Origin of the sequence: Paracoccus jeotgali (assembly GCF_002865605.1) — a bacterium.
Taxonomy (GTDB): Bacteria; Pseudomonadota; Alphaproteobacteria; order Rhodobacterales; family Rhodobacteraceae; genus Paracoccus; species Paracoccus jeotgali.
This window is the reverse complement of sequence record NZ_CP025583.1, coordinates 1,612,119-1,636,029: the sequence shown is the minus strand read 5'-3', so window position 1 is coordinate 1,636,029 and position 23,911 is coordinate 1,612,119. Positions and strand designations below refer to the sequence as shown.

The window sequence follows — 23,911 nt, the reverse complement described above, 5'->3', positions numbered from 1 at the left end:
CCAGACGGGGTGTCCCCATGCAAGATCGGAACGGACAGGGCTGCGGCGCGCCAGTCGCACAGAGGGCGAGGGCGGCATGATGCGCGACGGCTATTCCGATTCGCCGCGCCGGGGGCCTGCCGGCCAGCGCCCCATGGGCCGCGTCGACCTGATCGGCGCGGGGCCGGGCGATCCCGACCTGCTGACCATCCGCGCGCTGCGGCTGCTGCAGACCGCCGAGGTGGTGGTCCATGACCGTCTGGTGTCGGATCAGATCATGGAACTGATCCCCGCCAGCACGCGCCGCATCTTTGTCGGCAAGGAATCGGGCTGCCACCCGGTCCCGCAAGAAAGCATCAACGCGCTGCTGGTCGAACTGGCGCTGTCCGGGCTGCATGTGGCGCGGCTGAAGGGCGGCGATCCGACGATCTTCGGGCGCGGCGGCGAGGAATTCGAGGCCGTGCGCGCGGCGGGCATCCCCTGCGATTACGTGCCCGGCATCACGGCAGCGCAGGGGGCTGCGGCCTCGGCGCGCCTGCCGCTGACGCATCGCGGGCTGGCCACCGGGCTTCGGCTGGTCACCGGCCATCGGGCGCGAGACGCGGCGCTGGACCTCGACTGGGCCTCGCTGGCCGATCCCGACACCACGCTGGTCGTCTATATGGGCGGGGCGAATATCCAGGACATCGCGACCCGGCTGATCGCCCACGGCATGCCCGCGGCGCTGCCGGTGCTGGCGGTCTCTGCCGCGACAACGCCGTCGGAAACGCGCCGCCGCTTCGATCTGGCGGGGCTGGCGAACGGGCAGGAACCGGGGCCCATGCCCGCGCCGCTGCTGTTCATCATCGGCCATGTCGCCGCGCTGGCCGAGGATGCGGCGCTGCCCTGTCCGGTCCCGGCTGCGCTGGCGGCCGGCTTTGCGCCCGATTTCAACGCGGCGGTGGAACTGGCGAGCCATGACTGAGACGCGGACCCTGCTGGCCGTCTGCCTTGTGGCGCTGGTGCCGGGCTGGCCCGCGGCGGCGATGTCGGGCGACGCGACCGCGATCCCCGAGGCCCGCGCGGACGAGCTGCGCCACATGGTCCGGCAGGATTGCGGATCGTGCCACGGCTTGCGGATGACCGGCGGGCTGGGGGCCGCGATCACGCCCGAAGATCTGGCCGACCGCGACCCGCAGGATCTGGCCGGGCTGATCCTCGACGGCATCCCCGGCACCGCGATGCCACCCTGGCGGCCGCTGCTGACCGAGGATGAGGCGCTGTGGATCGCCGATTATCTGCTGGAAGGGGACGAGAAATGACCTTGCGCGCGCTTGCCGCAGCCGCTTTGGCGGTGCTGATGCTGACCGGCCCTGCCATGGCCGACGATCTGCGCGGCACCGGCGATCTGGGGCTGATCGTGGAACGCGAGGCCGGCTCGCTTCTGGTCGTGGACCGCAGCGAACGCGCCGCCATCGGCCGGATCGAGGGCCTGGGCGATCTGTCCCATGCCAGCCTAGTTTATTCCCCCGACGAACGCTTCGCCTTTGTCTTTGGCCGCGATGGTGGGCTGAGCAAGGTCGATCTGCTGACCCAAAGCGTCGTCAACCGCGTCATTCAGGGCGGAAACTCGATCGGCGGCGCGATCTCGGATGACGGGCGGCTGGTGGCGGTGTCGAATTACGAACCGGGCGGGGTCAAGGTCTTTGACGCCGACACGCTGGCGCTGGTGGCGGACATCCCGATGGGCTCCAAGACGGTGGGCATCGCCGATGTGCCCGGCTCTCGCTTCGTGGTCGCCACCTGGGACACGGGCGAGGTGTGGCTGCTGGACCATTCCGCCGATCCCGCCAACCCCGAAATCACCCGGCTGGAGGGCATCGGCGCCAACCCCTATGACGCGCTGCTGACCGGCGACGGGCGGACCTATATCGTCGGGCTGTTCGGCGAAAAGGGCCTGACCGCCGTCGATCTGTGGCAGGACCCGCCGCAGGCCACGCGCTTCCTGCCCGATTACGGGCGCGATCAGCCGGACATGCCGGTGTATAAAATGCCGCATCTGCAGGGCTGGACGCTGGCCGATGGCGTCTATGCGCTGCCGGCGGTGGGGCTGCACCAGCTGCTGTGGGTCGATGCCGCGACGCTGGCCGAGACCGGCCGGACCGAACTTGCCGGCCAGCCCGTCTTTGCGCTCGCCCGCCCGGACAAGCGCGAAGTCTGGGTGAATTTCGCGCCGCCGGACAATGACAAGGTGCAGATCATCGACGTGATGACGCGGAAGGTGACGCGCACCCTGACGCCGGGCAAAGGCGTCCTGCACATGGAATTCGCCCCGCGCGGCCGCGAGGTCTGGCTGTCGGTGCGTGACGAGAACCGGGTCGAGATCCGCGACGCCCGCAGCCACGAGGTGCTGGCCGAGATCGAGGCGCGCGCGCCCTCGGGCATCTTCTTCACCGACCGCGCGCATCGGATGGGGCTGTGACCATGGATGATCTGGACCTGCGCCTGCTCAATGAGTTTCAGCGCGACATGCCGCTGGTGTCGCGCCCCTTTCGCGCCATGGGCGAGACGCTGAACCTGACCGAGGCCGAGGTGCTGTCGCGGCTGGCCGCGATGCGCGAGATGGGCCGGATCAGCCGGGTCGGCGCGACCTGCCGGCCGAATACGGCGGCGGCCTCGACGCTGGCGGCGCTGGCCGTGCCCGAGGACCGCATCGAAGAGGTCGCGGAAATCGTCAACGCCGAGACGGGCGTCAACCATTCCTATCTGCGCGAGGGCGACTGGAACATCTGGTTCGTCGCCACCGCGCCCGATCAGGATCAGCTGGCCGAAAGCCTGGCGCGGATCGAAGACGCCTCGGGGCTGCCCGTCCTGTCGCTGCCGCTGCTGCGGGCCTTCAACATCGATCTGGGCTTTCCGCTGTCCGGCCCGCGCCGCAGCATGGCGCTGGACCGCGCGGCGGATGAGGACGCGATGCAGCCCGGCGACCGGCCGATCATGCAGGCGCTGTCGCAGGGGCTGGCGCTTGTGCCGCAGCCCTTCGCCGCGCTCGCCGCCACGCTGGACCGGCCCGAGGCCGAGATCCTGCAGCGGATCGAGGCGCTGGCGCAGGCGCGCATCCTGACCCGCGTCGGCGTCATCGTGCGGCATCGCGCGCTGGGCTGGCGCGAGAACGCAATGGTCGTCTGGCGCCTGCCCGAGGCGCAGATCGAGGCCGCGGGCGAGGCGCTGGCGCGCATCCCCGGCGTCACCCTGTGCTATCAGCGCCGCACCGTGCCCGGCCTGTGGGAGTTTCCGCTGTTCTGCATGATCCACGCCCGCTCGCGCCCCGAGGCGATGGCGGTTCTGGACCGCGCCCGCGCCCTGCCGCAGCTCGACGGCGTCGAGCATCGCATCCTGTTTTCCACCCGCTGCTTTCGCCAGCGCGGGGCCGTCATCACCACAGATACACTACCACGCCGCAAGGGGAGGGCGGCCTGATGCGTGAAACTTTGCCCGAAGATGCGCTGGACGCGACGGATCGCGCCATTCTCAACACCTTGCAGGAAGGCTTTCCCCTGGTGCCCGAGCCCTATGCCGCCGCCGCCGAGCCGCTGGGCCTGTCGGGCGAGGATCTGATCGCGCGCCTGACCCGCCTGCGCCAGATCGGCGCCACGACAAGGTTCGGGCCGTTCTTTGACGCCGCCGCCATGGGGGGCGCGTTCTGCCTGTGCGCCATGGCGGTGCCGCCGCAGGATTTCGACTTTGTCGCGGCGACCGTCAACGCCTTCCCCGAGGTCGCGCATAACTATCAGCGCGACCACGAGCTGAACATGTGGTTCGTGCTGGCCACCGGCAAGCCCGAGGGCATCGCCGAGACCTGCGAGCGCATCGAAAGCGAGACCGGGCTGAAGGTCTGGCAATTCCCCAAACTGGAAGAATTCTTCATCGGCTTTCGGGTGCAGGCATGAGCGTGTTGGACCAGACCGACCGGCGCGTGATCGCCGCGACCCAAGGGGGCCTGCCCCTGACCGAGCGCCCTTATGCGCGCATCGCCCAGACGCTGGACCTGACCGAGGACGAGGTCATCGCGCGGCTGGCGGACATGCAGGAACGCGGCATCATCCGCCGCATCGCCATTGCGCCCAATCACTATGCGCTGGGCATGACCGCCAACGGGATGAGCGTCTGGGACGTCACCGATGCCCGCGCGACCGAGCTTGGGCGCCAGATCGGCGCGCTCGATTTCGTCACCCATTGCTATCTGCGTCCCCGCGCGCCAGTCTGGCGCTACAACCTGTTCGCCATGCTGCATGGCCGCTCGCGCGATGAGGTCGAGGAAAAGCGCCAGATCATCCGCGAGATGCTGGGCGACGATTGCGCCGCCCATGACATCCTGTTTTCAACCCGGATCCTGAAAAAGACCGGCCTTCGCCTGCGCGACGGCTAGGAGAGGAGAACCGATGTTCCGCCTGACCCAATACATGCACCAGCTTTTGCACCCGACCCCGCCCCGGCAGCGCACGGGGGCGGTCAAGCCGGTGGTGATCTGGAACCTGACGCGCAGCTGCAACCTGAAATGCCGTCACTGCTATACGGTCTCGGCGGATCGGCCCTTTCCGGGCGAGCTGACCCATGATCAGGCGATGGGCGTGCTGCGGGACCTGTCGGATTTCCGCATCCCGGCGCTGATCCTGTCGGGCGGCGAGCCGATGTCGCGCTTCGATTTCTGGGAGCTTGCGGCGGAGGCGCGGCGGCTGGACTTCCGCCACCTGTCGCTGTCCACCAACGGCACCAGGATCGACGCGCAGAACATCGACCGGCTGTCCGATCTGGGCTTTGACTATGTGGGCATCTCGCTGGACGGGATCGGGGCGGTCAATGACTGGTTCCGCGGCGTCGAGGGCGCCTTCGACCAGGCGCTGGCCGGGGTTCGGGCCTGCAAGGCGCGCGGCGTCAAGGTCGGGCTGCGCTTTACCATCACCCGCGACAACGCCCACCATCTGCCCGAGATGCTGGATCTGTGCCGGGACGAGGGCGTGGACAAGTTCTATCTGTCGCATCTGGTCTATGCCGGGCGCGGCGACAAGCACCGGGCCGAGGATACCGGCCACGACCACACCCGCAACGCGCTCGATCTGCTGATGGAGCGGTCATGGGCCGCCGTTCAGGCGGGCGAGGCCTTCGAAGTTGTCACCGGAAACAACGACGCCGATGCGGTCTATTTCCTGAACTGGGCCAAGGACCGCTTCCCGGCCGAAAAGATTGCCCATCTGCGCGCGCATCTGAAGGCATGGGGCGGCAACTCGTCGGGGCTTGGGGTCGGCAATATCGACCCGCAGGGCAAGGTCCACCCCGACACCTATTGGTCCGACTATACGCTGGGTTCGGTCAAGGAACGCCCGTTTTCCGAGATCTGGACCGGCGACGACCCGATCCTCGCCACGCTGCGGACGCGGCCGCGCCCGCTCAAGGGGCGCTGCGGGGCGTGCTTGCACAAGGATGTCTGCGGTGGCAACACCCGCATCCGCGCGCTGCAACTGACCGGCGACCCCTGGGCCGAAGACCCGGCCTGCTATCTGGACGCGGCGGAAATCGGGGTCGATGACGCCGATCTGGCGCGGCTTTCTGTCACCCCTTTCCGCGGGAAAAGCCATGATCCGGCGCATCGCTTCCACTGATCTTGCCGTTCTTCTGCTGGCCGCGCTGCCGGCAGGTCTGGGGCTGGCGGCACTGTCCGCCGGCCCCGTCCGCGCCCATGCGGCGGCGGATTATGCCGAACACTGCGCCTCGTGCCATGGCGACGACCGTCTGGGCGGCACCGGCCCGGCGCTGATCCCCGACACGCTGGGCCGCGTGCGCGGGATCGAGACCGTGATCGCCCAAGGCCGCCCGCTGACCCAGATGCAGGGTTTCGCCGAGGAACTGGACCCCGACCAGATCGCCTCGCTGGTCGATTACCTGAAACAGCCGGTCGAGGGGCATCCCGGCTGGTCGCCCGAGCAGGTGGCCGAAAGCCGGGCGATGAACGCGGATTACGTGCCCGCGCCCGCGCCGGTGTTTTCCGGCGATCCGATGAACATCACGCTGGTCGTCGAGACCGGCGACCACCACGTCAGCGTGCTGGACGGTGACAGTTTCGAGGTGCTGGACCGGTTCGAGACGCCCTTTGCCGTTCATGGCGGGCCGAAATTCAGCCCCGACGGGCGCTTTGTCTACATCATGTCGCGCGACGGCTGGGTGCAGAAATACGACATCTGGTCGCTGGCCGAGGTCGGCCGCGTTCGCGCCGGGCTGAACAGCCGCAACATCGCCATGAGCCATGACGGCAAATGGCTGGCGGTGGCGAACTACCTGCCCGCGAGTCTCAGCATCCTGTCGACCGAGGATCTGAGCCTGGCCGCCAGCCTGCCGGTCACCGCCCGCGACGGCACGGAAAGCCGCGTCTCGGCGGTCTATCAGGCCCCGGCGCGCAAATCCTTCGTGCTGGCACTGAAGGACGCGCCCGAGATCTGGGAGATCGCCACCGACCCCGACGCCGGCCCCTTCCGTGACGGCTTCGTGCACAGCCACGAAAAGGGCATGACCGAGGCGCTGGGCGCCGAGGCTGGTCTGTTCGCCCGCCGCCGCATCGTGATCGAAGAGCCGCTGGACGATTTCTTCTTCACCCCCGATTATCGCGAGCTGATCGGCACCAATCGCGACGGCGACAAGGGCGTGGTCATCAACCTCGATGTCGGGCGGCGGATCGCGGAGCTGCCTCTGCCGGGGATGCCGCATCTGGGGTCGGGTATCACCTGGCAGCGCGACGGGCACCGGGTCATGGCCACCCCGCATCTGAACGAGGGCGTGCTGTCGGTGATCGACATGACCGACTGGTCGCTGGTCGGGCAGGTCAAGACCGACGGGCCGGGCTTTTTCCTGCGCAGCCATGACAGCACGCCCTATGTCTGGGCGGATGTCTTCATCGGCGACCACAAGGACGAGATGCACATCATCGACAAGCAGTCGCTGGAAATCGTGCAGACGCTGAAGCCGTTTCCGGGCAAGACCTTCGCCCATGCCGAATTCACCCGCGACGGCAGTCATGTGCTGGTCTCGCTGTGGGAAGATGACGGCGCGGTGCTGATCTATGACGCGGCCACCCTGGAAGAGGTCAAGCGCCTGCCGATGCGCAAGCCCTCGGGCAAGTACAACGTCTGGAACAAGATCACCTTCGAGGACGGCACCAGCCATTGAGGCAGGCGAGACGGGGGGCAGGGGGCGCTTGCCCCCGCCTTTCGCGGCGCTGGCGCGCGTTCACGGTCACGTCAGTTAAACGCTTGCAATTCAACGCCCCTTCGGGGCAATTTGGCGAGGTCAAGACCGCGCCTTTCGAGGCGCGTCATACCAACAGGAGAGATAACATGAGAAAACTCATCGCGATCAGCCTGTCCGCGATGCTGATGGGCAGCGCGGCCTCGGCTGCGAATCTGGTCTATTGTTCCGAAGGTTCGCCCGAGGGGTTCGATCCGGCGCTGTATACCTCGGGGACGTCCTTCGATGCTTCGGCGCGTAACGTGATGAATACGCTTGTGGAATTCACCCATGGCGAGACCTCGACCGAGCCGGGCCTGGCGGAAAGCTGGGAGGTCAGCGAGGACGGGACCGAATACACCTTTCATCTGCGTCAGGGCGTGAAGTTCCACACCACCGACTTCTTCACCCCCAGCCGCGACTTCAATGCCGACGACGTGATCTTTACCTTCGATCGTCAGGGCAATGCCGACAGCCCCTATCATCAGATGACGCAGGGCGGCAGCTACGAATACTATAACTCGATGTCGATGCCCGACCTGATCAAGTCGATCGAGAAGGTGGACGACTATACCGTCAAGTTCATCCTGTCGCGCCCCGAGGCGCCGATGCTGGCCAACCTCGCCATGCCCTTCGCCTCGATCCTGTCCAAGGAATATGCCGACAAGCTGGTCGAGGCCGGCACGCCCGAGCTGATGAACCAGCAGCCCATCGGCACCGGCCCGTTCAAGTTCGTGGGCTATCAGAAGGACGCCGTGATCCGCTTTGCCCGCAACGACGATTACTGGCAGGAACCGGCCGCGATCGAGAACCTGATCTTTGCGATCACGCCCGACGCCTCGGTCCGGTACCAGAAGCTGAAGGCCGGCGAATGCCACGTCATGCCCTATCCGAACCCGGCCGATCTCGAGGCCATGAAGTCGGACGAGAACATCAACGTTGTCAGCCGCGAGGGGCTGAACGTCGGCTATCTGGCCTATAACACCAAGCAGGAGCCCTTCGACAAGCCCGAGGTCCGCAAGGCGCTGAACATGGCGATGGACAAGAAGGCCATTGTCGACGCGATCTTCCAGGGTGCCGGCGCGGTGGCCAAGAACCCGATCCCGCCGACGATGTGGTCCTATAACGACGCCATCGAAGACGACCCCTATGATCCCGAAGCGGCCAAGAAGATGCTGGAAGATGCCGGCGTCACCGATCTGTCGATGAAGGTCTGGGCGATGCCGGTGCAGCGTCCCTACAACCCCAACGCCCGCCGCATGGCCGAGATGATCCAGGCCGATTTCGCCAAGGTCGGCGTCAAGGCCGAGATCGTGTCCTACGAGTGGGGCGAGTATCTGGAACGCTCCAAGGCCGAGGACCGCGACGGTGCCGTGCTGCTGGGCTGGACCGGCGACAATGGCGACCCGGACAACTTCCTCGCAGTGCTGCTGGGCTGCGATGCCGTGGGCAGCGCCAACCGCGCGCTGTGGTGCAATGAAGAGTTCGACGATCTGATCCAGAAGGCCAAGGTCGAATCCGATCAGGCCGAGCGCACCAAGCTGTATGAGCAGGCGCAGGTCGTGTTCAAGGATCAGGCGCCCTGGGCCACCATCGCCCATTCGGTCGTGAACGAGCCGATCAGCAGCAAGGTCCAGGGTTACAAGATCGACCCGTTCGGCGGCCACGTCTTCTACGGCGTCAGCCTGGCCGAGTAGGCCCGTTTCCAAGCCTCGCGGCCGGGCGGCATGATGCTGCCCGGCCGTCTCGTTTCTGTCCCGCCAAGCCCGGAACCCCCCGATGCTGAGCTTTCTGATCCGCCGACTGGCGACCTTTCTGCCGACCTTCATCGGCGTGACGGTCATCGCCTTCGCCTTCATCCGCCTGCTGCCCGGCGATCCGATCCTGCTGCTGGCAGGCGAACGCGGCGTCAGCGCCGAACGCTACGAGGCGCTGCGTCAGCAGTTCGGCTTCGACCAGCCGGTCTGGCGGCAATATCTGGACTATGTCTGGGGCATCCTGCACGGCGATCTGGGCACGTCCTTCGTGACCAAGCGGCCGGTGCTGGACGAATTCATGGCGCTGTTTCCGGCCACGGTGGAACTGGGGCTGTGCGCGATCATCCTCGCCACCTTGCTGGGCATCCCGGCCGGGGTCATCGCCGCCGTCAATCGCGGCAAGTTCTTCGATCAGGCGCTGATGTCGACGGCGCTTGTGGGTTATTCGATGCCGATCTTCTGGTGGGCGCTGCTGCTGATCATCGTGTTTTCGGGCACGCTGGGCTGGACGCCGGTGTCGGGCCGGTTGGGGCTGATGTATTTCTTTGACCAGCCCACCGGCTTCATGCTGATCGACAGCCTGCTGTCGGGGCAGCCGGGGGCGTTCCGCTCGGCCGTGTCGCATCTGATCCTGCCGACGATTGCGCTGGCCACGATCCCGCTGGCGGTGATCGCGCGGCAGACCCGCTCGGCCATGCTCGAGGTGCTGGGCGAGGATTACGTCCGCACCGCCCGCGCCAAGGGCATGTCGCCGATGCGCGTCAACGGCATCCATGCGCTGCGCAACGCGCTGATCCCGGTGGTCACGGTGATCGGCCTGTCGGTCGGCACGCTGCTGGCCGGCGCGATCCTGACCGAGACCATCTTTTCATGGCCCGGCATCGGCAAATGGATGGTGGATTCGATCTTCCGCCGCGATTATCAGGCGGTGCAGGGCGGGCTGTTGCTGATCGCGCTCGTGGTAATGATCGTGAACCTGATCGTCGACCTGACCTATGGCTTCATCAATCCCAAGATTCGGAAGGGCTGAGCGACATGAGTGATACCGTCAGCGAAGCCTCTGCCGCCCGCCTGCCCGCAGGCGATCAGCGCGCCGCCGGACTGCCCCCCGACGCCCCGCCCCCGGCGGGTGCGATGGCCCCGCCCTCGCGCCTGCGCGAGTTCTGGTCGTCCTTCCGCGAGAATCGCGGCGCGGTCATGGGGCTGGCGGCCTTTGTCCTGTTTCTGCTGGTCGCGCTGTTCGCGCCGCTGCTGGCGCCCTATGCCCCGCATGAGCAATATCGCGACGCGCTGCTGGTTCCGCCCTTCTGGCAGGATGGCGGCACGACCCGCTTTCTGCTGGGCACCGATGCGCTGGGCCGCGATCTGCTGTCGCGGCTGATCTTTGGCGCGCGGTTCTCGTTCTTCATCGGCTTGCTGGTGGTGACGCTGGCGACGACCTTCGGCGTGCTGCTGGGCGTGGTGGCGGGGTTTGCGCCGCGCTGGCTGGACACGCTGATCATGCGGCTGATGGATATCGTGCTGTCCTTCCCCAGCCTGCTGCTGGCGCTGGTGCTGGTGGCGATCCTCGGCCCCAGCCTGCTGAACGCGATGATCGCTATCGCCGTCGTCCTGCAGCCCCATTTCGTGCGCCTGACGCGGGCGGCGGTGCTGTCCGAACGCTCGCGCGATTACGTCACCGCGGCGCGGGTGGCGGGCGGGCGGCCGCTGCGGATCATGTTCCGCACCGTGCTGCCGAACTGCCTGGCGCCGATCATCGTGCAGGCGGCGCTGTCCTTTTCCACCGCCGTTCTGGACACTGCGGCACTGGGCTTTCTGGGCATGGGCGCGCAGCCGCCGACGCCCGAATGGGGGACCATGCTGGCCGAGGCGCGAGAGTTCATCCTGCGCGCCTGGTGGGTCGTCACCTTCCCCGGCCTCTGCATCCTGATCACCGTGCTGGCGATCAACCTGATGGGCGACGGGCTGCGCGACGCGCTCGATCCGAAACTGAAGCGGAGCTGAGCCATGGCCCTGTTGGAAATCCGTAACCTCAGCGTCGATTTCGCCACCGCTTCGGGCCAGTTCCGGGCCGTGGACGGGGTCGATGTCACCGTCGATCAGCGCGACCTGCTGGCGATCGTGGGCGAATCCGGCTCGGGCAAGTCGGTGTCGATGCTGGCGCTGATGGGGCTTTTGCCCTGGACCGCGACCGTGACCGCCGACAAGCTGCAATTCGACGGGCAGGATTTGCGGACGCTGTCGGGGCGCGCGCGGCGCAAGATCATCGGGCGCGACATCTCGATGATCTTTCAAGAGCCGATGTCCTCGCTGAACCCGTCCTTCACCATTGGTTGGCAGATCCGCGAATCGCTGCGCAAGCACACCGACATGAACCGCCGCCAGCGGCAGGACCGCGCGGTCGAACTGATGCAGCAGGTCGGCATCCCGGCGCCCGAAAAGCGCCTGCAGGCCTATCCGCACCAGCTTTCCGGCGGGATGAGCCAGCGCGCGATGATCGCCATGGCGCTGGCCAACAAGCCCAAGCTGCTGATCGCGGACGAGCCGACGACGGCGCTGGACGTGACCATTCAGGCGCAGATCCTGGAACTGCTGACCGGCCTGCAGGAAGAGATCGGCATGGCGCTGGTTCTGATCACCCATGACATGGGCGTGGTCGCCGAAACGGTCGAGCGGGTTCAGGTGCAATACGCCGGCCAACGCGTTGAACTGCAAGAGGTTCGCGGGCTGTTCGACGACCCCCACCACCCCTATACGGCCGCCCTGCTGGCGGCGCTGCCGGAACGCGCCACGGAACGGCGGCTGCCGACGATTCCCGGCGTCGTGCCGGGGCAGTTCGACCGGCCGCAGGGTTGCCTGTTCTCGCCCCGCTGCCGCTTTGCCGATGAGCGTTGCCGGACCATCCGCCCCCCCGATGCGGGCGCGGCGATGGGTCACGCGCTTTGCCACTATCCGCTGGTCAACGGCCAGCCAACCGGCAAGGAGACAGCCGCATGAGCGAACCGATCCTGACCGCCCGGAACCTGAAACGCCATTACGAGGTCAAGGGCGGCTTCATGAAGCCCCCGGCGACGGTGCGCGCGCTTGACGGCGCGAGTTTTTCGCTGACGCCGGGCCGGACGCTGGCAGTGGTCGGCGAATCCGGCTCGGGCAAGTCCACGCTGGCCCGCGTCGTGACCATGATCGAACCTCCGACCGAGGGCGAGTTGTCCATCGGCGGCCGCCTGATCGGCCCCGAGGGCGCGTCTCGCGACCGCGATCTGCGGGCGATGGTGCAGATCGTGTTTCAGGACCCTTACGGCAGCCTGAACCCGCGCCAGACCATCGGCCAGACCCTGATGGAGCCGCTGCTGCTGAACCGGCCCGAGATCAAACCCGCCGAGCGTGACGCCCGCGCGCGCGAGATGCTGACCCTTGTCGGCCTGCGCCCCGAGCATTTCGACCGCTACCCGCACATGTTCTCGGGCGGGCAGCGGCAGCGGGTGGCGGTGGCGCGCGCGCTGATGCTGGATCCCAAGATCCTGGTGCTGGACGAGCCCGTCTCGGCGCTGGATCTGTCGATTCAAAGCCAGGTGCTGAACCTGCTGATGGATCTGCAGGAACGGCTGGGGCTGGCCTATCTGTTCATCAGCCACGACCTGTCCGTGGTGCGTCACATCGCCGACGAGGTGCTGGTCCTGTATCTGGGCCAGCCGGTCGAGGTCGGCCCCAAGGACGAGATGTTCGCCCGCCCCCGCCACCCCTATACCAAGGCGCTGCTGTCGGCGACGCCGGTCGCCGACCCCGCGCTGCGCAAAGAGCGGATCAAGCTGACTGGCGAGTTGCCCTCGCCCATGAACAAGCCTCCGGGCTGTTCCTTCAACCCGCGCTGCTGGCGCCGGCTTGAGATCTGCACATCGGTCGAGCCCGCGCTGGAGGGGCAGGGGGATCACTGCTATGCCTGCCATAATCCCGTCCCCGACGACGAAACCGCCGCCGCATGATCCGGTCCCGGCGACGCGCGGCTCGCTCGCGCGTGGCGGTACCGGGCCAGTCGTGGCTCGCCGCGACAAGAGGCGGGGCGGCGCGGTGATCGACCTGCGGCCGGTGATCAACCTGATCGCCCGGATCGGCTTTGTGCTGGGCCTGATGATGGCGCTGCCGGCGGTGATCGACTATCAGGCCCGCGATCCGAACTGGGTGCGGATGGTCCAGTCGATGCTGATCGTCACGGTGCTGTCGGCGCTGATCGCCACCGCCAGCCGATCCCGCGCCGGCAGCCTGACCATCGAGCAGAGCTTTCTGCTGACCTCGGGGCTGTGGCTGGTCCTGCCGCTGATCGGGGCGCTGCCGCTGATGCTGGGCGCGCCCAAGCTGTCGTTCACCGATGCCTATTTCGAATCGATGTCGGGCCTGACCACCACCGGCACCACCGCGATCCCGAAACTCGACGATCTGCCGCCCGGCGCCAATATGTGGCGCGCGATCCTGCAATGGTCGGGCGGGCTGGGGATCGTAGTCGTGGCCATGGTGTTCCTGCCGGTGATGAAGGTCGGTGGGATGCAGTTCTTCCGCTCGGAAGGGTTCGACACGCTGGGCAAGGTGCTGCCGCGCGCGGGCCAGATCGCGGCCGAGATGACGTGGCTTTACCTTGGCATCACCATCGCCTGCGCGGTCATGTTCATCGCCAGCGGGATGAGCTTTTACGACGCGCTTCTGCACGCGCTGACCACCTGCTCGACCGGCGGTTTTTCCAATTACGACGCCAGCTTTGGCGGGTTCATCGGCCCGGCGGAATGGGTCGCCTCGCTGTTCATGGTGCTGGCCTCGATCCCCTTCGTGCGGATGATCCAGGCCACGCGCGGCGATTTCGTGCCGCTATGGCGCGACACGCAGGTGCGGACCTATCTTCGCTGGATCTTCTACAGCGTGGCGGTGATCGTGGCCTATCGGATGCTGTATATCCACCAGACCATGCACCCTTGGGACACGGTGCGCGAGACGACCTTCAACGTCATCACGATCTTTTCCGGCACCGGCTTTGCTTCGACCAATGTGCTGGAATGGGGGCATCTGCCCTTTGTGGTGCTGTTCTGCGTCGGGCTGATCGGGGGCTGCACCGGCTCGACCGGATGTTCGGTCAAGATCTTCCGCTATCAGGTCCTGTTCGAGGCGATCCGCGCCCAGATCCGCCGTATGCAGTCGCCGCACCGGCTGTATTCGCTGCGCCTGTCGGGCAAGCGGCTGGAACATGACGTGGTCTATTCGGTCATGGCCTTCTTCACCATGTTCGTGCTGACCTTCGGTCTGCTGATCGTGGGGCTGGCGCTGACCGGGCTGCACCCCAAGACGGCACTGACCGGGGCCTGGACGGCGATTGCCAATATCGGCCCGGTCTGGGGCCCCGAGGTCAGCTATAACGGCAGCATCGCCAGCTTTCCCACCGCCGCGAAATGGCTGATGACGCTGGGGATGTATCTGGGGCGGCTCGAGTTGATGAGCGTCTTCGTGCTGCTGCTGCCGCGCTTCTGGCGCGGCTAGCCGGGGTCGGTGCTTACGGCGTGCCGCAGGGGCGCGGCTTCATCCGACGTGGTCGAAGGGGCGAGACGCCGCGCCGTTAATGCTATTGGTCCGAAGCCTCGGTCGCATCTGCCTGCGGCACGTCAGCGGGTGCGTCCACGGCCTCGCCTTCGGCCGCTGTCGCTTCGCTTTCCGCCTCACCCGCTTCCGCCTCGACCGGCTGTTCCGACCGCGGCGGCGCGGCGCGCTCGAAGGTCGCCGCGATTTCCGAGGCGATGCGCGGGGCGTTCTGTGCGTCCTCGACCGGCCAGACCAGCACCCAGCCCTCGACCCGGCCATCGCTGACGCGGGCCTCGGCCCGGCCGATATGGGTCTCGTCGCGGCCCGACAGGCTGGCGCTGCCGCGCCCGATGTCGCGGCTGGGCGCGGGCACCCAGCCAAGCGCGGTGATCAGCCCGGTCATGTCCAGCATTTCCTGCTGGCCGCCCGGCTGCGAAAACAGGATCAACGCCGCGCCGGAATCGCCTTTGGGGCCATAGATCGACAGCGCACGTTCGTCCCGGTCATGTTCCAGCCGGGTCATCGGCGCGGACAGGGCCAGCCCGGTATGCGCGTCGGTCAGCGTCTCGAACCCCATGCGGTCGCGCCAGGCCTGACGTTCGTCGCGCAGCGCCTGCAGCACCTGCGCCGGATCGGGCGACTGGCGCTGCGCCGCCACCGCCGCCGCCAGCGAGGCGCGGGTCTGGGGGCCGGTCTTGCCGTCGATCTCGCCATCATAGAATCCGGCCCATTGCAGCGTGTCCTGCATCTCGGCCACCGGCGGCATCTCGGCGGAGGTTTCGGGCGCCTCGGGCCAGTCGGGGGTGGTGCCTTGGTCAAGCGGCTGACCCAACTCGTCCCCGGTCGCGATCAGGCTGTCAGAGGGGATCGCCTCGCCCTGCAGGGCCTTCAGCCATTGCCGGGCCGCCGTCTCGCTCAGCGGGCCTGCGACGATGGCGAAGCGGTCATTCGGCAACTGCCACAACCCGGCCTCGGGGATCTTGCGGCGGCGTTCGGCCAGCGCGGCCTCGGCCTCGGCCCGGTCGGCAAAGGACGCCATGCGGATGTAATGTTGTGGGGCGGGTGGCTCGACCGCCTCTGGCGCCGCCTCTGCCGCATCATCCCCGGGCAGGCCGGCGGTCGAGGGGCTGCCGCTTGCCGCCGGTTCGGGCGCGTCGTCGATGCTGACCGCGCCGGTCCGGTCGCTGGCCGCATCGGTGATGCCGGTCGCGTCCACCCCTTCCGCCTGCGTCAGCAGGCTGTCGGCGGGGATGCTGCGGGACTGCTTCAGCGCCTGCATCCGGGCCTCGGCCTCTCCCCGGGGCAGGGGGCCAAGCCCGATCGCCGTCCATTCGCTGCCAAGCGGGAAGATCGCCACCGGCAGATCGCCCAGCTTTTCCTGCCACGCGACCGCCGCCGCCTGCGCGCTGGCCTCGCTGCGCTTGGCCTCGACGCGGATGAACACGTCCTCGGCCAGGGCCTGCCAGGGCAGGGTCGCGCCAAGCAGCAGCAATGCGGTACGCTTCATCATCTTGTCAGCCCCTTGATCCCTGCGCGCCCAGGTCCGATTGACCATGCCTTGCGCCGCGCCTAGAACACGCGCGTGTTTCCGCACACATACGAAAAAGGATGCCCGGATGACCAGCCCCCGTCGCGCCGATAAGCCGCGTTGTTTCCAGGATGTGATCCTGCGGCTTCAGGATCACTGGGCGCAGAGCGGCTGCGCGATCCTGCAACCCTATGATATGGAGGTCGGCGCCGGCACCTTTCACCCCGCCACGACGCTGCGCAGCCTGGGTCCGCGGCCTTGGGCTGCGGCCTATGTGCAGCCCTCGCGCCGGCCGACCGATGGCCGCTATGGCGAGAACCCCAACCGGCTGCAGCATTATTACCAGTATCAGGTGATCATCAAGCCAAGCCCCCCCGATCTGCAGGACCTGTATCTGGACAGCCTGCGCGCCATCGGGCTGGACCCGCTGATCCATGACGTCCGCTTTGTCGAGGATGACTGGGAATCGCCCACGCTCGGCGCCTGGGGTCTGGGATGGGAGGTCTGGTGCGACGGGATGGAGGTGTCGCAGTTCACCTATTTCCAGCAGGTCGCGGGCTATGACTGCCACCCCGTCTCGGGCGAGCTGACCTATGGGCTGGAACGGCTGGCGATGTATGTGCTGGGGGTCGAGCATGTGATGGACATGCCCTTCAACGACCCCGACAGCGCCATTCCGCTGAGCTATGGCGACATCTTTCGCCAGACCGAGCAGGAATATAGCCGCTGGAATTTCGACGTGGCCGATACCGACAACCTGTTCCGCCATTTCCGCGATGCCGAGGCGGAATGCGAACGCATCGCCGACGCGGCCGAGGCCGACGAGGCCGGGCGGCGCATCATCATGGCCCATCCGGCCTATGATCAGGCGATCAAGGCCAGCCACCTGTTCAACCTGCTCGACGCGCGCGGCGTCATCTCGGTGACCGAGCGGGCCGATTATATCCGACGGGTCCGGGCGCTGACCAAGCGCTGCGCCGACCTCTTCATGCAAACTCCGCTGGCACAGGTGCACTCATGAGCTCTGGCAAGATCCTCGTCTCGATGCTGCTGTTGTCGGCCCTGCTGACCGGCATGGCGATCTATTACATGCAGGTCTACGGCTTCTATGAACCCGTCGACGACATCACCGGGGCCGAGCAGATCCATCTCGCCGATGCCCAGGGCACGCTGCTGCCCGTGCAGGTCAGCGAGTTCCGCGGCATCGACGCCGAAAGCTCGCCCCTGCGCTATCGCGCCTGCTTCCGTCTGGACGACCCGGCGCTGCCCGCGGCCGCGCAGCCCTATCCCGATGCGACCCCCCTGGTCGGGCCGCGCTGGTTTTCCTGCTTTTCCGCGCGCGGCCTGACCGGCGATCTGCAAAGCGGTGCCGCGCGGGCTTTTCTTGGCGAACGCAACATTCTGCCCGGCGTCGACCGCGTCATCGCGGTCTATCCCGATGGCCGCGCATTCGCCTGGCATCAGCTGAACGAAACCGCCGAAGAGACGAAAGTGATCAAATGACCAATCTGCTGATCGAGCTTTTCTCGGAAGAAATCCCGGCCCGGATGCAGCCGCGTGCGCGGGACGACTTGCGGCGGCTGGTCACCGACGGGCTGGTCGAGGCGGGGCTGACCTTTGCCAGCGCCGGGGCGTTCTCGACCCCGCGCCGGCTGGTCCTGTCGGTCGAGGGGCTGGACCCCGCGTCGAAACCGCAGCGGGAAGAGCGCAAGGGCCCGCGCGTCGATGCGCCGGAACAGGCGCTGCAGGGCTTCCTGCGCTCGACCGGGTTGACGCGCGAGGAATTGCAGATCCGCGACGAGAAGAAGGGGCAGGTCTATGTCGCCGTCTTCGATAAGCCGGGCCGCCCGGCGGCCGAGATCGTGGCCGAGGTGCTGACCCGCACCATCCGCGACTTTCCCTGGCCCAAATCCATGCGTTGGGGCAGCGGTTCGCTGCGCTGGGTGCGGCCGCTGCACGCGATCCTGTGCATCCTGGAAGACGAAAGCGGGGCCGAGATCGTGCCGCTGACCGTGGACGGGATCACCGCCGGCGACCGGACGCACGGTCACCGCTTCATGGCGCCCGACGCCTTCGCGGTCCGCAGCTTTGATGACTACGCCGCCAAGCTGCGCCGCGCCAAGGTGATGCTCGACCCCGCCGAACGCGAATCCGCCATCGCGCAGGAGGCCGACAATCTGGGCTTCGCCCGCGGGCTCGAGGTGGTGCAGGATCAGGCCCTGCTGACCGAGGTCGCGGGTCTGGTCGAATGGCCGGTGACGCTGATGGGCCGGATCGAGCCGCAGTTTCTGGACCTGCCGCCCGAGGTGCTGCAGACCTCGATGAAAGAGCATCAGAAGTTCTTCTCGGCCCGCAACCCCAAGACCGGCCGGATCGAGGGCTTCGTCACCGTCGCCAATATCGAGACACCCGATGACGGCGCCACCATCCTCGCCGGCAATCAACGCGTGCTGGCGGCGCGGCTGTCGGATGCGGCGTTCTTCTGGGACAACGACCTGCGCGTCGCCCGCGCCAGGATGGATGACTGGTCGCAGGGGCTGGCCAGCGTCACCTTCCACAACAAGCTGGGCAGTCAGGCCGACCGCGTCGCCCGCATCGCGTCCCTTGCCCGCGAGATCGCGCCGATGGTCGGTGCGGACCCGGATCAGGCCGAACGGGCGGCCAGGCTGGCCAAACTGGACCTGCGCTCGTCCATGGTCGGCGAGTTCCCGGAACTGCAGGGCGTCATGGGCCGCTATTACGCGTTGGAGGCCGGCGAACCGCCGGAAATCGCCGACGCCGCCCGCGACCACTACGCCCCGCTCGGCCCCTCGGATCAGGTGCCGACCGCGCCGGTCTCGGTCGCCGTGGCGCTTGCCGACAAGCTGGACACACTGACCGGCTTCTGGGCCATCGACGAAAAGCCGACCGGCTCGAAAGACCCCTTCGCCCTGCGGCGGGCCGCCCTGGGTGTGATCCGTCTGGTGGTCGACAACAACAAGCGCCTGCCGCTGGCGAAGCTGATCGAAAGCGGCCTCGCCGCGCATGAGGCGCCCAAAGCAGACGACAGCGACGCCGCCGACAGCCTCCTCTCTTTCCTCCACGACCGCCTCAAGGTCCATCTCCGCGACCAGGGCATCCGCCACGACATCATCGACGCGGTGCTGGCGCAGCCGGGCAATGACGATCTGGTGCTGGTGGTCAGCCGGGCACGCGCGCTGAACGCGCTCCTCGCCACGGATGACGGGCAGAACCTGACGCAGGGCCTGAAACGCGCCAGCAACATCCTCGCCCAGGCCGAGGAACGCGACGGCGTCGAATACAGCTTCGGCGCAGACCCCAAATTCGCCGAAACTGATCAGGAACGCGCCCTTTTCACTGCACTCGACACCGCCGAACCGGCGATCCGTCAGGCCGTCGCCTCCGAGGATGTGACCGCCGCCCTCGCCGCCATCGCCGATCTGCGCGCGCCCATCGACGCCTTCTTCGAGGCCGTGCAGGTCAATACCGACAACCAGATCGTCCGCCGCAATCGGCTGAACCTGCTGCACCGCATCCGCGCCGCCGGCCGCCAGATTGCCGATTTCGGGCGGATCGAGGGCTAGGCTTCTTCTTTGCTTAAATACTCATCGGCGTGGACAGCACGCGCCGGGCACCCTAAATCAGTCCAAACCCCAAGGACACGCCGCCATGCCCAGCCTTAACGACATCCGCTCGACCTTCCTCGACTTCTATCGGCGCAACGATCATACCGTCGTGCCCTCCAGCCCGCTGGTGCCGCGCAACGACCCGACGCTGATGTTCACCAATTCGGGAATGGTGCAGTTCAAGAACCTGTTCACCGGGGTCGAGAAACGCGACTATGTCCGCGCCACCAGCTCGCAGAAATGCGTGCGCGCGGGCGGCAAGCACAACGATCTCGACAATGTGGGCTATACCGCCCGCCACCACACCTTCTTCGAGATGCTGGGCAATTTCAGCTTCGGCGACTATTTCAAGGCCCAGGCGATCCCCTTTGCGTGGGAACTTCTGACCCGCGATTTCGACATCCCCAAGGACAAGCTGCTGGTCACCGTCTATCACACTGATGACGAGGCGGCGGCGCTGTGGAAAAAGGTCGCGGGCCTGCCCGACGACCGCATCATCCGCATCGCCAGCGACGACAATTTCTGGCGCATGGGTCCGACCGGCCCCTGCGGCCCCTGCACCGAGATCTTCTTCGATCACGGCGACCACATCTGGGGCGGCCCGCCCGGCAGCAAGGACGAGGACGGCGACCGCTTCATCGAGATCTGGAACCTCGTCTTCATGCAGAACGAGCAGTTCGAGGACGGCAGCATGCGCGAACTCGACATGCAGTCCATCGACACCGGCATGGGGCTGGAACGCATCGGCGCGCTGCTGCAGGGCAAGCACGACAATTACGACACCGACCTGATGCGCGCGCTGATCGAGGCCTCGGCCAACGCCACCAGTTCGGACCCGGACGGGCCGGGCAAGGTCCATCACCGGGTCATCGCCGACCATCTTCGCTCGACCAGCTTCCTGCTGGCCGACGGGGTGATGCCCAGCAATGAGGGGCGCGGCTATGTGCTGCGCCGGATCATGCGCCGCGCCATGCGCCATGTGCACATGCTGGGCGCAGCCGATCCGGTCATGCACCGGCTGGTGCCCGCGCTGGTGCGCCAGATGGGCGAGGCCTATCCCGAGCTTGGCCGCGCGCAGGCGATGATCGAGGAATCGCTGCTGTCCGAGGAAACCCGCTTCCGCAAGACGCTGGATCGCGGCCTGCGCCTGCTCGACGACGAGATCTCCCGCCTGCCCGAAGGCGCGGATCTGCCCGGCGAGGCGGCGTTCCGGCTGTATGACACCTATGGCTTCCCGCTCGACCTGACGCAGGACGCGCTGCGCGAAAAGGGGCGCGGGGTGGACATCAAGGGCTTCGATGCCGCCATGGCGGAACAAAAGGCGCAGGCGCGCGCCGCCTGGGCCGGCTCTGGCGAGACCCGCGATGCGGCCATCTGGTACGAGTTGGCCGAGCAGCACGGCGCGACCGAGTTTCTGGGCTATGACAGCGAAACCGCCGAGGGGCAGGTGCTGGCGCTGGTCCGCGACGGTTCGCCCATCGACAGCGCAAGCGAGGGCGAGGCGGTGCAGATCGTCGTCAACCAGTCGCCCTTTTACGCCGAATCCGGCGGTCAGGTCGGCGATAGCGGCACGATCCAGACCGAATCCGGCATGGCGCGGATCACCGACACCAAGAAATCCGGCGGCATCTTCATCCACATGGCCGAGGTCACGATGGGCCGCATCGACCGCGGACAGGCCGCCAAGCTCGAGGTCGATCACAGCCGCCGCACGGCGATCCGGGCCAATCATTCGGCCACACATCTGCTGCACGAGGCGCTGCGCCGGGCGCTGGGCGATCACGTCGCGCAGCGCGGCTCGCTGAACGCGCATGACCGTCTGCGCTTCGACTTCAGCCACAACAAGGCGCTGACGCCCGAGGAGATCGCCCGGGTCGAGGCCGAGGTGAACGAGTTCATCCGCCAGAACGCGCCGGTCCAGACCCGGATCATGACCCCCGACGACGCCCGCGCCATCGGTGCGCAGGCGCTGTTCGGCGAGAAATACGGCGACGAGGTGCGGGTTGTCTCGATGGGGCAGCTGGAAGGCTCGGGCAAGGGCAGCGACAAGCAGACCTATTCGCTGGAACTTTGCGGCGGCACCCATGTTGCGCGCACCGGCGATATCGGCATGTTCGCCCTGACTGGCGAGACCGCCTCGGCGGCGGGCATCCGGCGGATCGAGGCGCTGACCGGCGACGCCGCCATGGCCGAACTGCGCCGCGTGGACCGCGAACTGTCCGAGATCGCGGGCATCCTCAAGGCGCAGTCGGGCGATGTGGTCAACAGGGTCCGCGCGCTGGCGGATGAGCGGCGCGCGCTGGCCAATGAGGTCGCGCAGCTCAAGCGCCAGCTCGCCATGGGCGGCAGTGGCGCGGCCGAGGCCAAGGATGTCGGCGGCGTGCGCTTTGTCGGGCGCGTCGTCGAAGGCGTCTCGGGCAAGGAGCTGGGGGCGCTGGTCGATGAGATGAAGTCGCAGCTAGGCAGCGGCGCAGTGCTGGTGCTGGGCGGGTCGGACGGCAAGGCGACCGTGGCCGCGGGCGTGACCGGCGATCTGACCGACCGGCTCAGCGCGGTGTCGATGGTGCAGGCCGCGACCGAGGCGCTGGGCGGCAAGGGCGGCGGCGGGCGTCCCGACCGGGCGCAGGGCGGCGCGCCGTCGCTGGATGCCGCCGACGCGGCGATTGCGGCGGTCGAGGCGGTGATCGCGGCGGCCTGACCGCGCGCCGGAACCGGCGCGACATGACGAAGAACCCGCGCCGGAACCGGCGCGACATGGCGAAACTGACCGGCAGCCCCCCTGGACCCCGTCCTTGGGGGCTGTCGCGTCATGCGTCCCCACTGCAGGCGCCCCGACCGCCACGAATGACGCTTCCCCCCGTCCCGCAGGCCGACTATACCAGCCGCGGCATTCGTGATCGCGGAAGGAAAGCAAAATGGCCAATGTCGTGGTGGTCGGCGCGCAATGGGGCGACGAAGGCAAGGGCAAGATCGTCGACTGGCTCTCGGAACGGGCCGAGATCATCGCCCGCTTTCAGGGCGGCCATAATGCCGGGCACACGCTGGTCATCGGCGAGACGGTGTATAAGCTGTCGCTGCTGCCCTCGGGGATCGTGCGGCCGGGCAAGCTGGCGGTGATCGGCAACGGCGTCGTGCTGGACCCTTGGGCGCTGTTTGCGGAAATCGACAAGCTGTCCGCACAGGGCGTCCGCATCGACACCGACAACCTGCTGATCGCGGAAAACACGCCGCTGATCCTGCCGCTGCATCAGGATCTGGACCAGATCCGCGAGCAGGCGGCGGGCACGGCCAAGATCGGCACCACCGGTCGCGGCATCGGCCCGGCTTACGAGGACAAGGTTGGCCGCCGCGCCATCCGCCTCGCCGATCTGGGGGATGAGGAGACGCTGGACAGCCGCCTCGACCGCCTGCTGGCGCATCACGACGCGCTGCGACAGGGGCTGGGGGCCGAGGCCATCGACCGCGCCGCGCTGAAGGCCGCGCTGGTCGAGATCGCGCCCAAGCTGCTGTCCTATGCCGCGCCGGTCTGGAAGGTGATGAACGAGGCCCGCCGCGCCGGCAAGCGCATCCTGTTCGAAGGCGCGCAGGGCAGCCTGCTGGACATCGATTTCGGCACCTATCCCTATGTCACCTCGTCCACGACCATGTCGGGCATGGCCGCGACCGGCACCGGCATGGGGCCGAGCGCCATCGACTTCGTGCTGGGCATCGTCAAGGCCTATACCACCCGCGTCGGCGAAGGCCCGTTCCCGACCGAGCTTCACGACGCCGACGGCCAGCGGCTGGGCGAGCGGGGCCATGAATTCGGCACTGTCACCGGCCGCAAGCGCCGCTGCGGCTGGTTCGATGCCGTGCTGGTGCGCCAGACCTGTGCGATTTCCGGCGTCAACGGCATCGCCCTGACCAAGCTGGATGTGCTGGACGGCTTCGACACGCTGAAGATCTGCACCGGCTACGAGATCGACGGCGAGACCTATGACTATCTGCCCACCGCGGCCGCGCTGCAGGCCCGCGTCCGGCCCATCTATGAAGAGATGGAGGGCTGGCAGGAATCGACGCAAGGCGCGCGCAGCTGGGCCGATCTGCCCGCCGCCGCGATCAAATATGTCCGCCGCGTCGAAGAGCTGATCCAGTGCCCGGTGGCGCTGCTGTCGACCTCGCCCGAGCGGGACGACACCATCCTTGTCACCGACCCCTTCGCGGACTGA

The 23,911-nt window shown here is 67.4% G+C and carries 20 protein-coding genes; 19 read left to right on the top strand and 1 reads right to left on the bottom strand.

From position 1 onward, the window contains the following. Positions 1–133: 133 nt before the first annotated feature. The 14 genes from cobA (at position 134) to CYR75_RS07905 (ending at position 14,510) form a co-directional block, all read left to right on the top strand. On the top strand, positions 134–943 hold the full coding sequence (gene cobA, locus CYR75_RS07970; protein ID WP_225972643.1) for a uroporphyrinogen-III C-methyltransferase: 810 nt from the start codon (positions 134–136) through the stop codon (positions 941–943). Continuing rightward, positions 936–1,280, top strand: a complete 345-nt coding sequence (locus CYR75_RS07965) for a c-type cytochrome (protein ID WP_101499558.1) — start codon at positions 936–938, stop codon at positions 1,278–1,280. The genes cobA and CYR75_RS07965 overlap by 8 nt, the downstream gene beginning before the upstream one ends. Further along, positions 1,277–2,440, top strand: coding sequence for a cytochrome D1 domain-containing protein (locus tag CYR75_RS07960; protein ID WP_192876643.1), 1,164 nt, complete (start codon positions 1,277–1,279; stop codon positions 2,438–2,440). Before CYR75_RS07965 ends, CYR75_RS07960 begins: the two co-directional genes overlap by 4 nt. Positions 2,441–2,442: 2 nt before the next feature. Beyond that, positions 2,443–3,438 (top strand): siroheme decarboxylase subunit beta, encoded by a 996-nt coding sequence (gene ahbB, locus CYR75_RS07955; RefSeq protein ID WP_101499557.1) that lies wholly within the window; start codon positions 2,443–2,445, stop codon positions 3,436–3,438. Further along, the gene (locus CYR75_RS07950) at positions 3,438–3,908 is read left to right on the top strand and encodes an Lrp/AsnC family transcriptional regulator (protein ID WP_101499556.1); all 471 of its coding nucleotides are present in this window, start codon (positions 3,438–3,440) and stop codon (positions 3,906–3,908) included. Before ahbB (CYR75_RS07955) ends, CYR75_RS07950 begins: the two co-directional genes overlap by 1 nt. Continuing rightward, on the top strand, positions 3,905–4,387 hold the full coding sequence (gene ahbB / locus CYR75_RS07945) for a siroheme decarboxylase subunit beta (RefSeq protein ID WP_101499555.1): 483 nt from the start codon (positions 3,905–3,907) through the stop codon (positions 4,385–4,387). The genes CYR75_RS07950 and ahbB (CYR75_RS07945) overlap by 4 nt, the downstream gene beginning before the upstream one ends. A 13-nt stretch (positions 4,388–4,400) precedes the next feature. Then, entirely contained in the window at positions 4,401–5,618 is a 1,218-nt protein-coding gene (gene nirJ / locus CYR75_RS07940) for a heme d1 biosynthesis radical SAM protein NirJ (RefSeq protein WP_101499554.1), read from the top strand. Then, on the top strand, positions 5,593–7,176 hold the full coding sequence (locus tag CYR75_RS07935) for a cytochrome D1 domain-containing protein (RefSeq protein ID WP_101499553.1): 1,584 nt from the start codon (positions 5,593–5,595) through the stop codon (positions 7,174–7,176). The genes nirJ and CYR75_RS07935 overlap by 26 nt, the downstream gene beginning before the upstream one ends. 167 nt (positions 7,177–7,343) lie before the next feature. Further along, positions 7,344–8,930 (top strand): ABC transporter substrate-binding protein, encoded by a 1,587-nt coding sequence (locus CYR75_RS07930; protein WP_101499552.1) that lies wholly within the window; start codon positions 7,344–7,346, stop codon positions 8,928–8,930. 82 nt (positions 8,931–9,012) lie between these two features. After that, positions 9,013–10,020, top strand: a complete 1,008-nt coding sequence (locus tag CYR75_RS07925) for an ABC transporter permease subunit (protein ID WP_101499551.1) — start codon at positions 9,013–9,015, stop codon at positions 10,018–10,020. A 104-nt stretch (positions 10,021–10,124) separates the two neighbouring features. Then, entirely contained in the window at positions 10,125–10,994 is an 870-nt protein-coding gene (locus CYR75_RS07920; RefSeq protein WP_101500945.1) for an ABC transporter permease subunit, read from the top strand. A 3-nt stretch (positions 10,995–10,997) separates the two neighbouring features. Beyond that, positions 10,998–11,987 carry an ABC transporter ATP-binding protein gene (locus CYR75_RS07915; protein ID WP_101499550.1) on the top strand — a complete coding sequence of 330 codons (990 nt, stop codon included), beginning with the start codon at positions 10,998–11,000 and terminating at the stop codon, positions 11,985–11,987. Continuing rightward, on the top strand, positions 11,984–12,973 hold the full coding sequence (locus CYR75_RS07910; protein WP_101499549.1) for a dipeptide ABC transporter ATP-binding protein: 990 nt from the start codon (positions 11,984–11,986) through the stop codon (positions 12,971–12,973). The genes CYR75_RS07915 and CYR75_RS07910 overlap by 4 nt, the downstream gene beginning before the upstream one ends. An 85-nt stretch (positions 12,974–13,058) precedes the next feature. Further along, positions 13,059–14,510 (top strand): TrkH family potassium uptake protein, encoded by a 1,452-nt coding sequence (locus CYR75_RS07905; RefSeq protein ID WP_101499548.1) that lies wholly within the window; start codon positions 13,059–13,061, stop codon positions 14,508–14,510. An 82-nt stretch (positions 14,511–14,592) separates the two neighbouring features. On the opposite strand, the gene CYR75_RS07900 is transcribed toward CYR75_RS07905, so the two are convergent. Next, positions 14,593–16,059: a peptidoglycan-binding domain-containing protein gene (locus CYR75_RS07900; RefSeq protein ID WP_158644614.1), complete on the bottom strand. Its 1,467-nt coding sequence runs from the start codon at positions 16,057–16,059 to the stop codon at positions 14,593–14,595. A gap of 106 nt (positions 16,060–16,165) precedes the next feature. On the opposite strand from CYR75_RS07900, the gene CYR75_RS07895 reads away from it, so the two are divergent. From CYR75_RS07895 to CYR75_RS07875, 5 genes are all read left to right on the top strand, one after another. Then, positions 16,166–17,098, top strand: coding sequence for a glycine--tRNA ligase subunit alpha (locus CYR75_RS07895; RefSeq protein WP_101499546.1), 933 nt, complete (start codon positions 16,166–16,168; stop codon positions 17,096–17,098). Further along, the gene (locus CYR75_RS07890) at positions 17,095–17,580 is read left to right on the top strand and encodes a DUF6446 family protein (protein WP_101499545.1); all 486 of its coding nucleotides are present in this window, start codon (positions 17,095–17,097) and stop codon (positions 17,578–17,580) included. The genes CYR75_RS07895 and CYR75_RS07890 overlap by 4 nt, the downstream gene beginning before the upstream one ends. Beyond that, positions 17,577–19,661: a glycine--tRNA ligase subunit beta gene (gene glyS, locus CYR75_RS07885; protein WP_101499544.1), complete on the top strand. Its 2,085-nt coding sequence runs from the start codon at positions 17,577–17,579 to the stop codon at positions 19,659–19,661. Before CYR75_RS07890 ends, glyS begins: the two co-directional genes overlap by 4 nt. Before the next feature lie 85 nt (positions 19,662–19,746). Continuing rightward, positions 19,747–22,401 carry an alanine--tRNA ligase gene (gene alaS, locus CYR75_RS07880; RefSeq protein WP_101499543.1) on the top strand — a complete coding sequence of 885 codons (2,655 nt, stop codon included), beginning with the start codon at positions 19,747–19,749 and terminating at the stop codon, positions 22,399–22,401. Between the two features lie 217 nt (positions 22,402–22,618). Next, positions 22,619–23,911 carry an adenylosuccinate synthase gene (locus CYR75_RS07875; RefSeq protein ID WP_101499542.1) on the top strand — a complete coding sequence of 431 codons (1,293 nt, stop codon included), beginning with the start codon at positions 22,619–22,621 and terminating at the stop codon, positions 23,909–23,911.

What these genes read in the sequence shown, in the direction of transcription:
- CYR75_RS07965 (WP_101499558.1), top strand. Translation starts at nt 936, where the DNA reads ATGACTGAGACGCGGACCCTGCTGGCCGTCTGCCTTGTGGCGCTGGTG.
- CYR75_RS07910 (WP_101499549.1), top strand. Translation starts at nt 11,984, where the DNA reads ATGAGCGAACCGATCCTGACCGCCCGGAACCTGAAACGCCATTACGAG.
- CYR75_RS07930 (WP_101499552.1), top strand. Translation starts at nt 7,344, where the DNA reads ATGAGAAAACTCATCGCGATCAGCCTGTCCGCGATGCTGATGGGCAGC.
- CYR75_RS07895 (WP_101499546.1), top strand. Translation starts at nt 16,166, where the DNA reads ATGACCAGCCCCCGTCGCGCCGATAAGCCGCGTTGTTTCCAGGATGTG.
- CYR75_RS07925 (WP_101499551.1), top strand. Translation starts at nt 9,013, where the DNA reads ATGCTGAGCTTTCTGATCCGCCGACTGGCGACCTTTCTGCCGACCTTC.
- CYR75_RS07900 (WP_158644614.1), bottom strand. Translation starts at nt 16,059, where the DNA reads ATGATGAAGCGTACCGCATTGCTGCTGCTTGGCGCGACCCTGCCCTGG.
- nirJ (WP_101499554.1), top strand. Translation starts at nt 4,401, where the DNA reads ATGTTCCGCCTGACCCAATACATGCACCAGCTTTTGCACCCGACCCCG.
- CYR75_RS07875 (WP_101499542.1), top strand. Translation starts at nt 22,619, where the DNA reads ATGGCCAATGTCGTGGTGGTCGGCGCGCAATGGGGCGACGAAGGCAAG.
- CYR75_RS07915 (WP_101499550.1), top strand. Translation starts at nt 10,998, where the DNA reads ATGGCCCTGTTGGAAATCCGTAACCTCAGCGTCGATTTCGCCACCGCT.
- cobA (WP_225972643.1), top strand. Translation starts at nt 134, where the DNA reads ATGGGCCGCGTCGACCTGATCGGCGCGGGGCCGGGCGATCCCGACCTG.
- CYR75_RS07960 (WP_192876643.1), top strand. Translation starts at nt 1,277, where the DNA reads ATGACCTTGCGCGCGCTTGCCGCAGCCGCTTTGGCGGTGCTGATGCTG.
- glyS (WP_101499544.1), top strand. Translation starts at nt 17,577, where the DNA reads ATGACCAATCTGCTGATCGAGCTTTTCTCGGAAGAAATCCCGGCCCGG.
- CYR75_RS07890 (WP_101499545.1), top strand. Translation starts at nt 17,095, where the DNA reads ATGAGCTCTGGCAAGATCCTCGTCTCGATGCTGCTGTTGTCGGCCCTG.
- alaS (WP_101499543.1), top strand. Translation starts at nt 19,747, where the DNA reads ATGCCCAGCCTTAACGACATCCGCTCGACCTTCCTCGACTTCTATCGG.
- CYR75_RS07920 (WP_101500945.1), top strand. Translation starts at nt 10,125, where the DNA reads ATGGCCCCGCCCTCGCGCCTGCGCGAGTTCTGGTCGTCCTTCCGCGAG.
- CYR75_RS07950 (WP_101499556.1), top strand. Translation starts at nt 3,438, where the DNA reads ATGCGTGAAACTTTGCCCGAAGATGCGCTGGACGCGACGGATCGCGCC.
- ahbB (WP_101499557.1), top strand. Translation starts at nt 2,443, where the DNA reads ATGGATGATCTGGACCTGCGCCTGCTCAATGAGTTTCAGCGCGACATG.
- ahbB (WP_101499555.1), top strand. Translation starts at nt 3,905, where the DNA reads ATGAGCGTGTTGGACCAGACCGACCGGCGCGTGATCGCCGCGACCCAA.
- CYR75_RS07935 (WP_101499553.1), top strand. Translation starts at nt 5,593, where the DNA reads ATGATCCGGCGCATCGCTTCCACTGATCTTGCCGTTCTTCTGCTGGCC.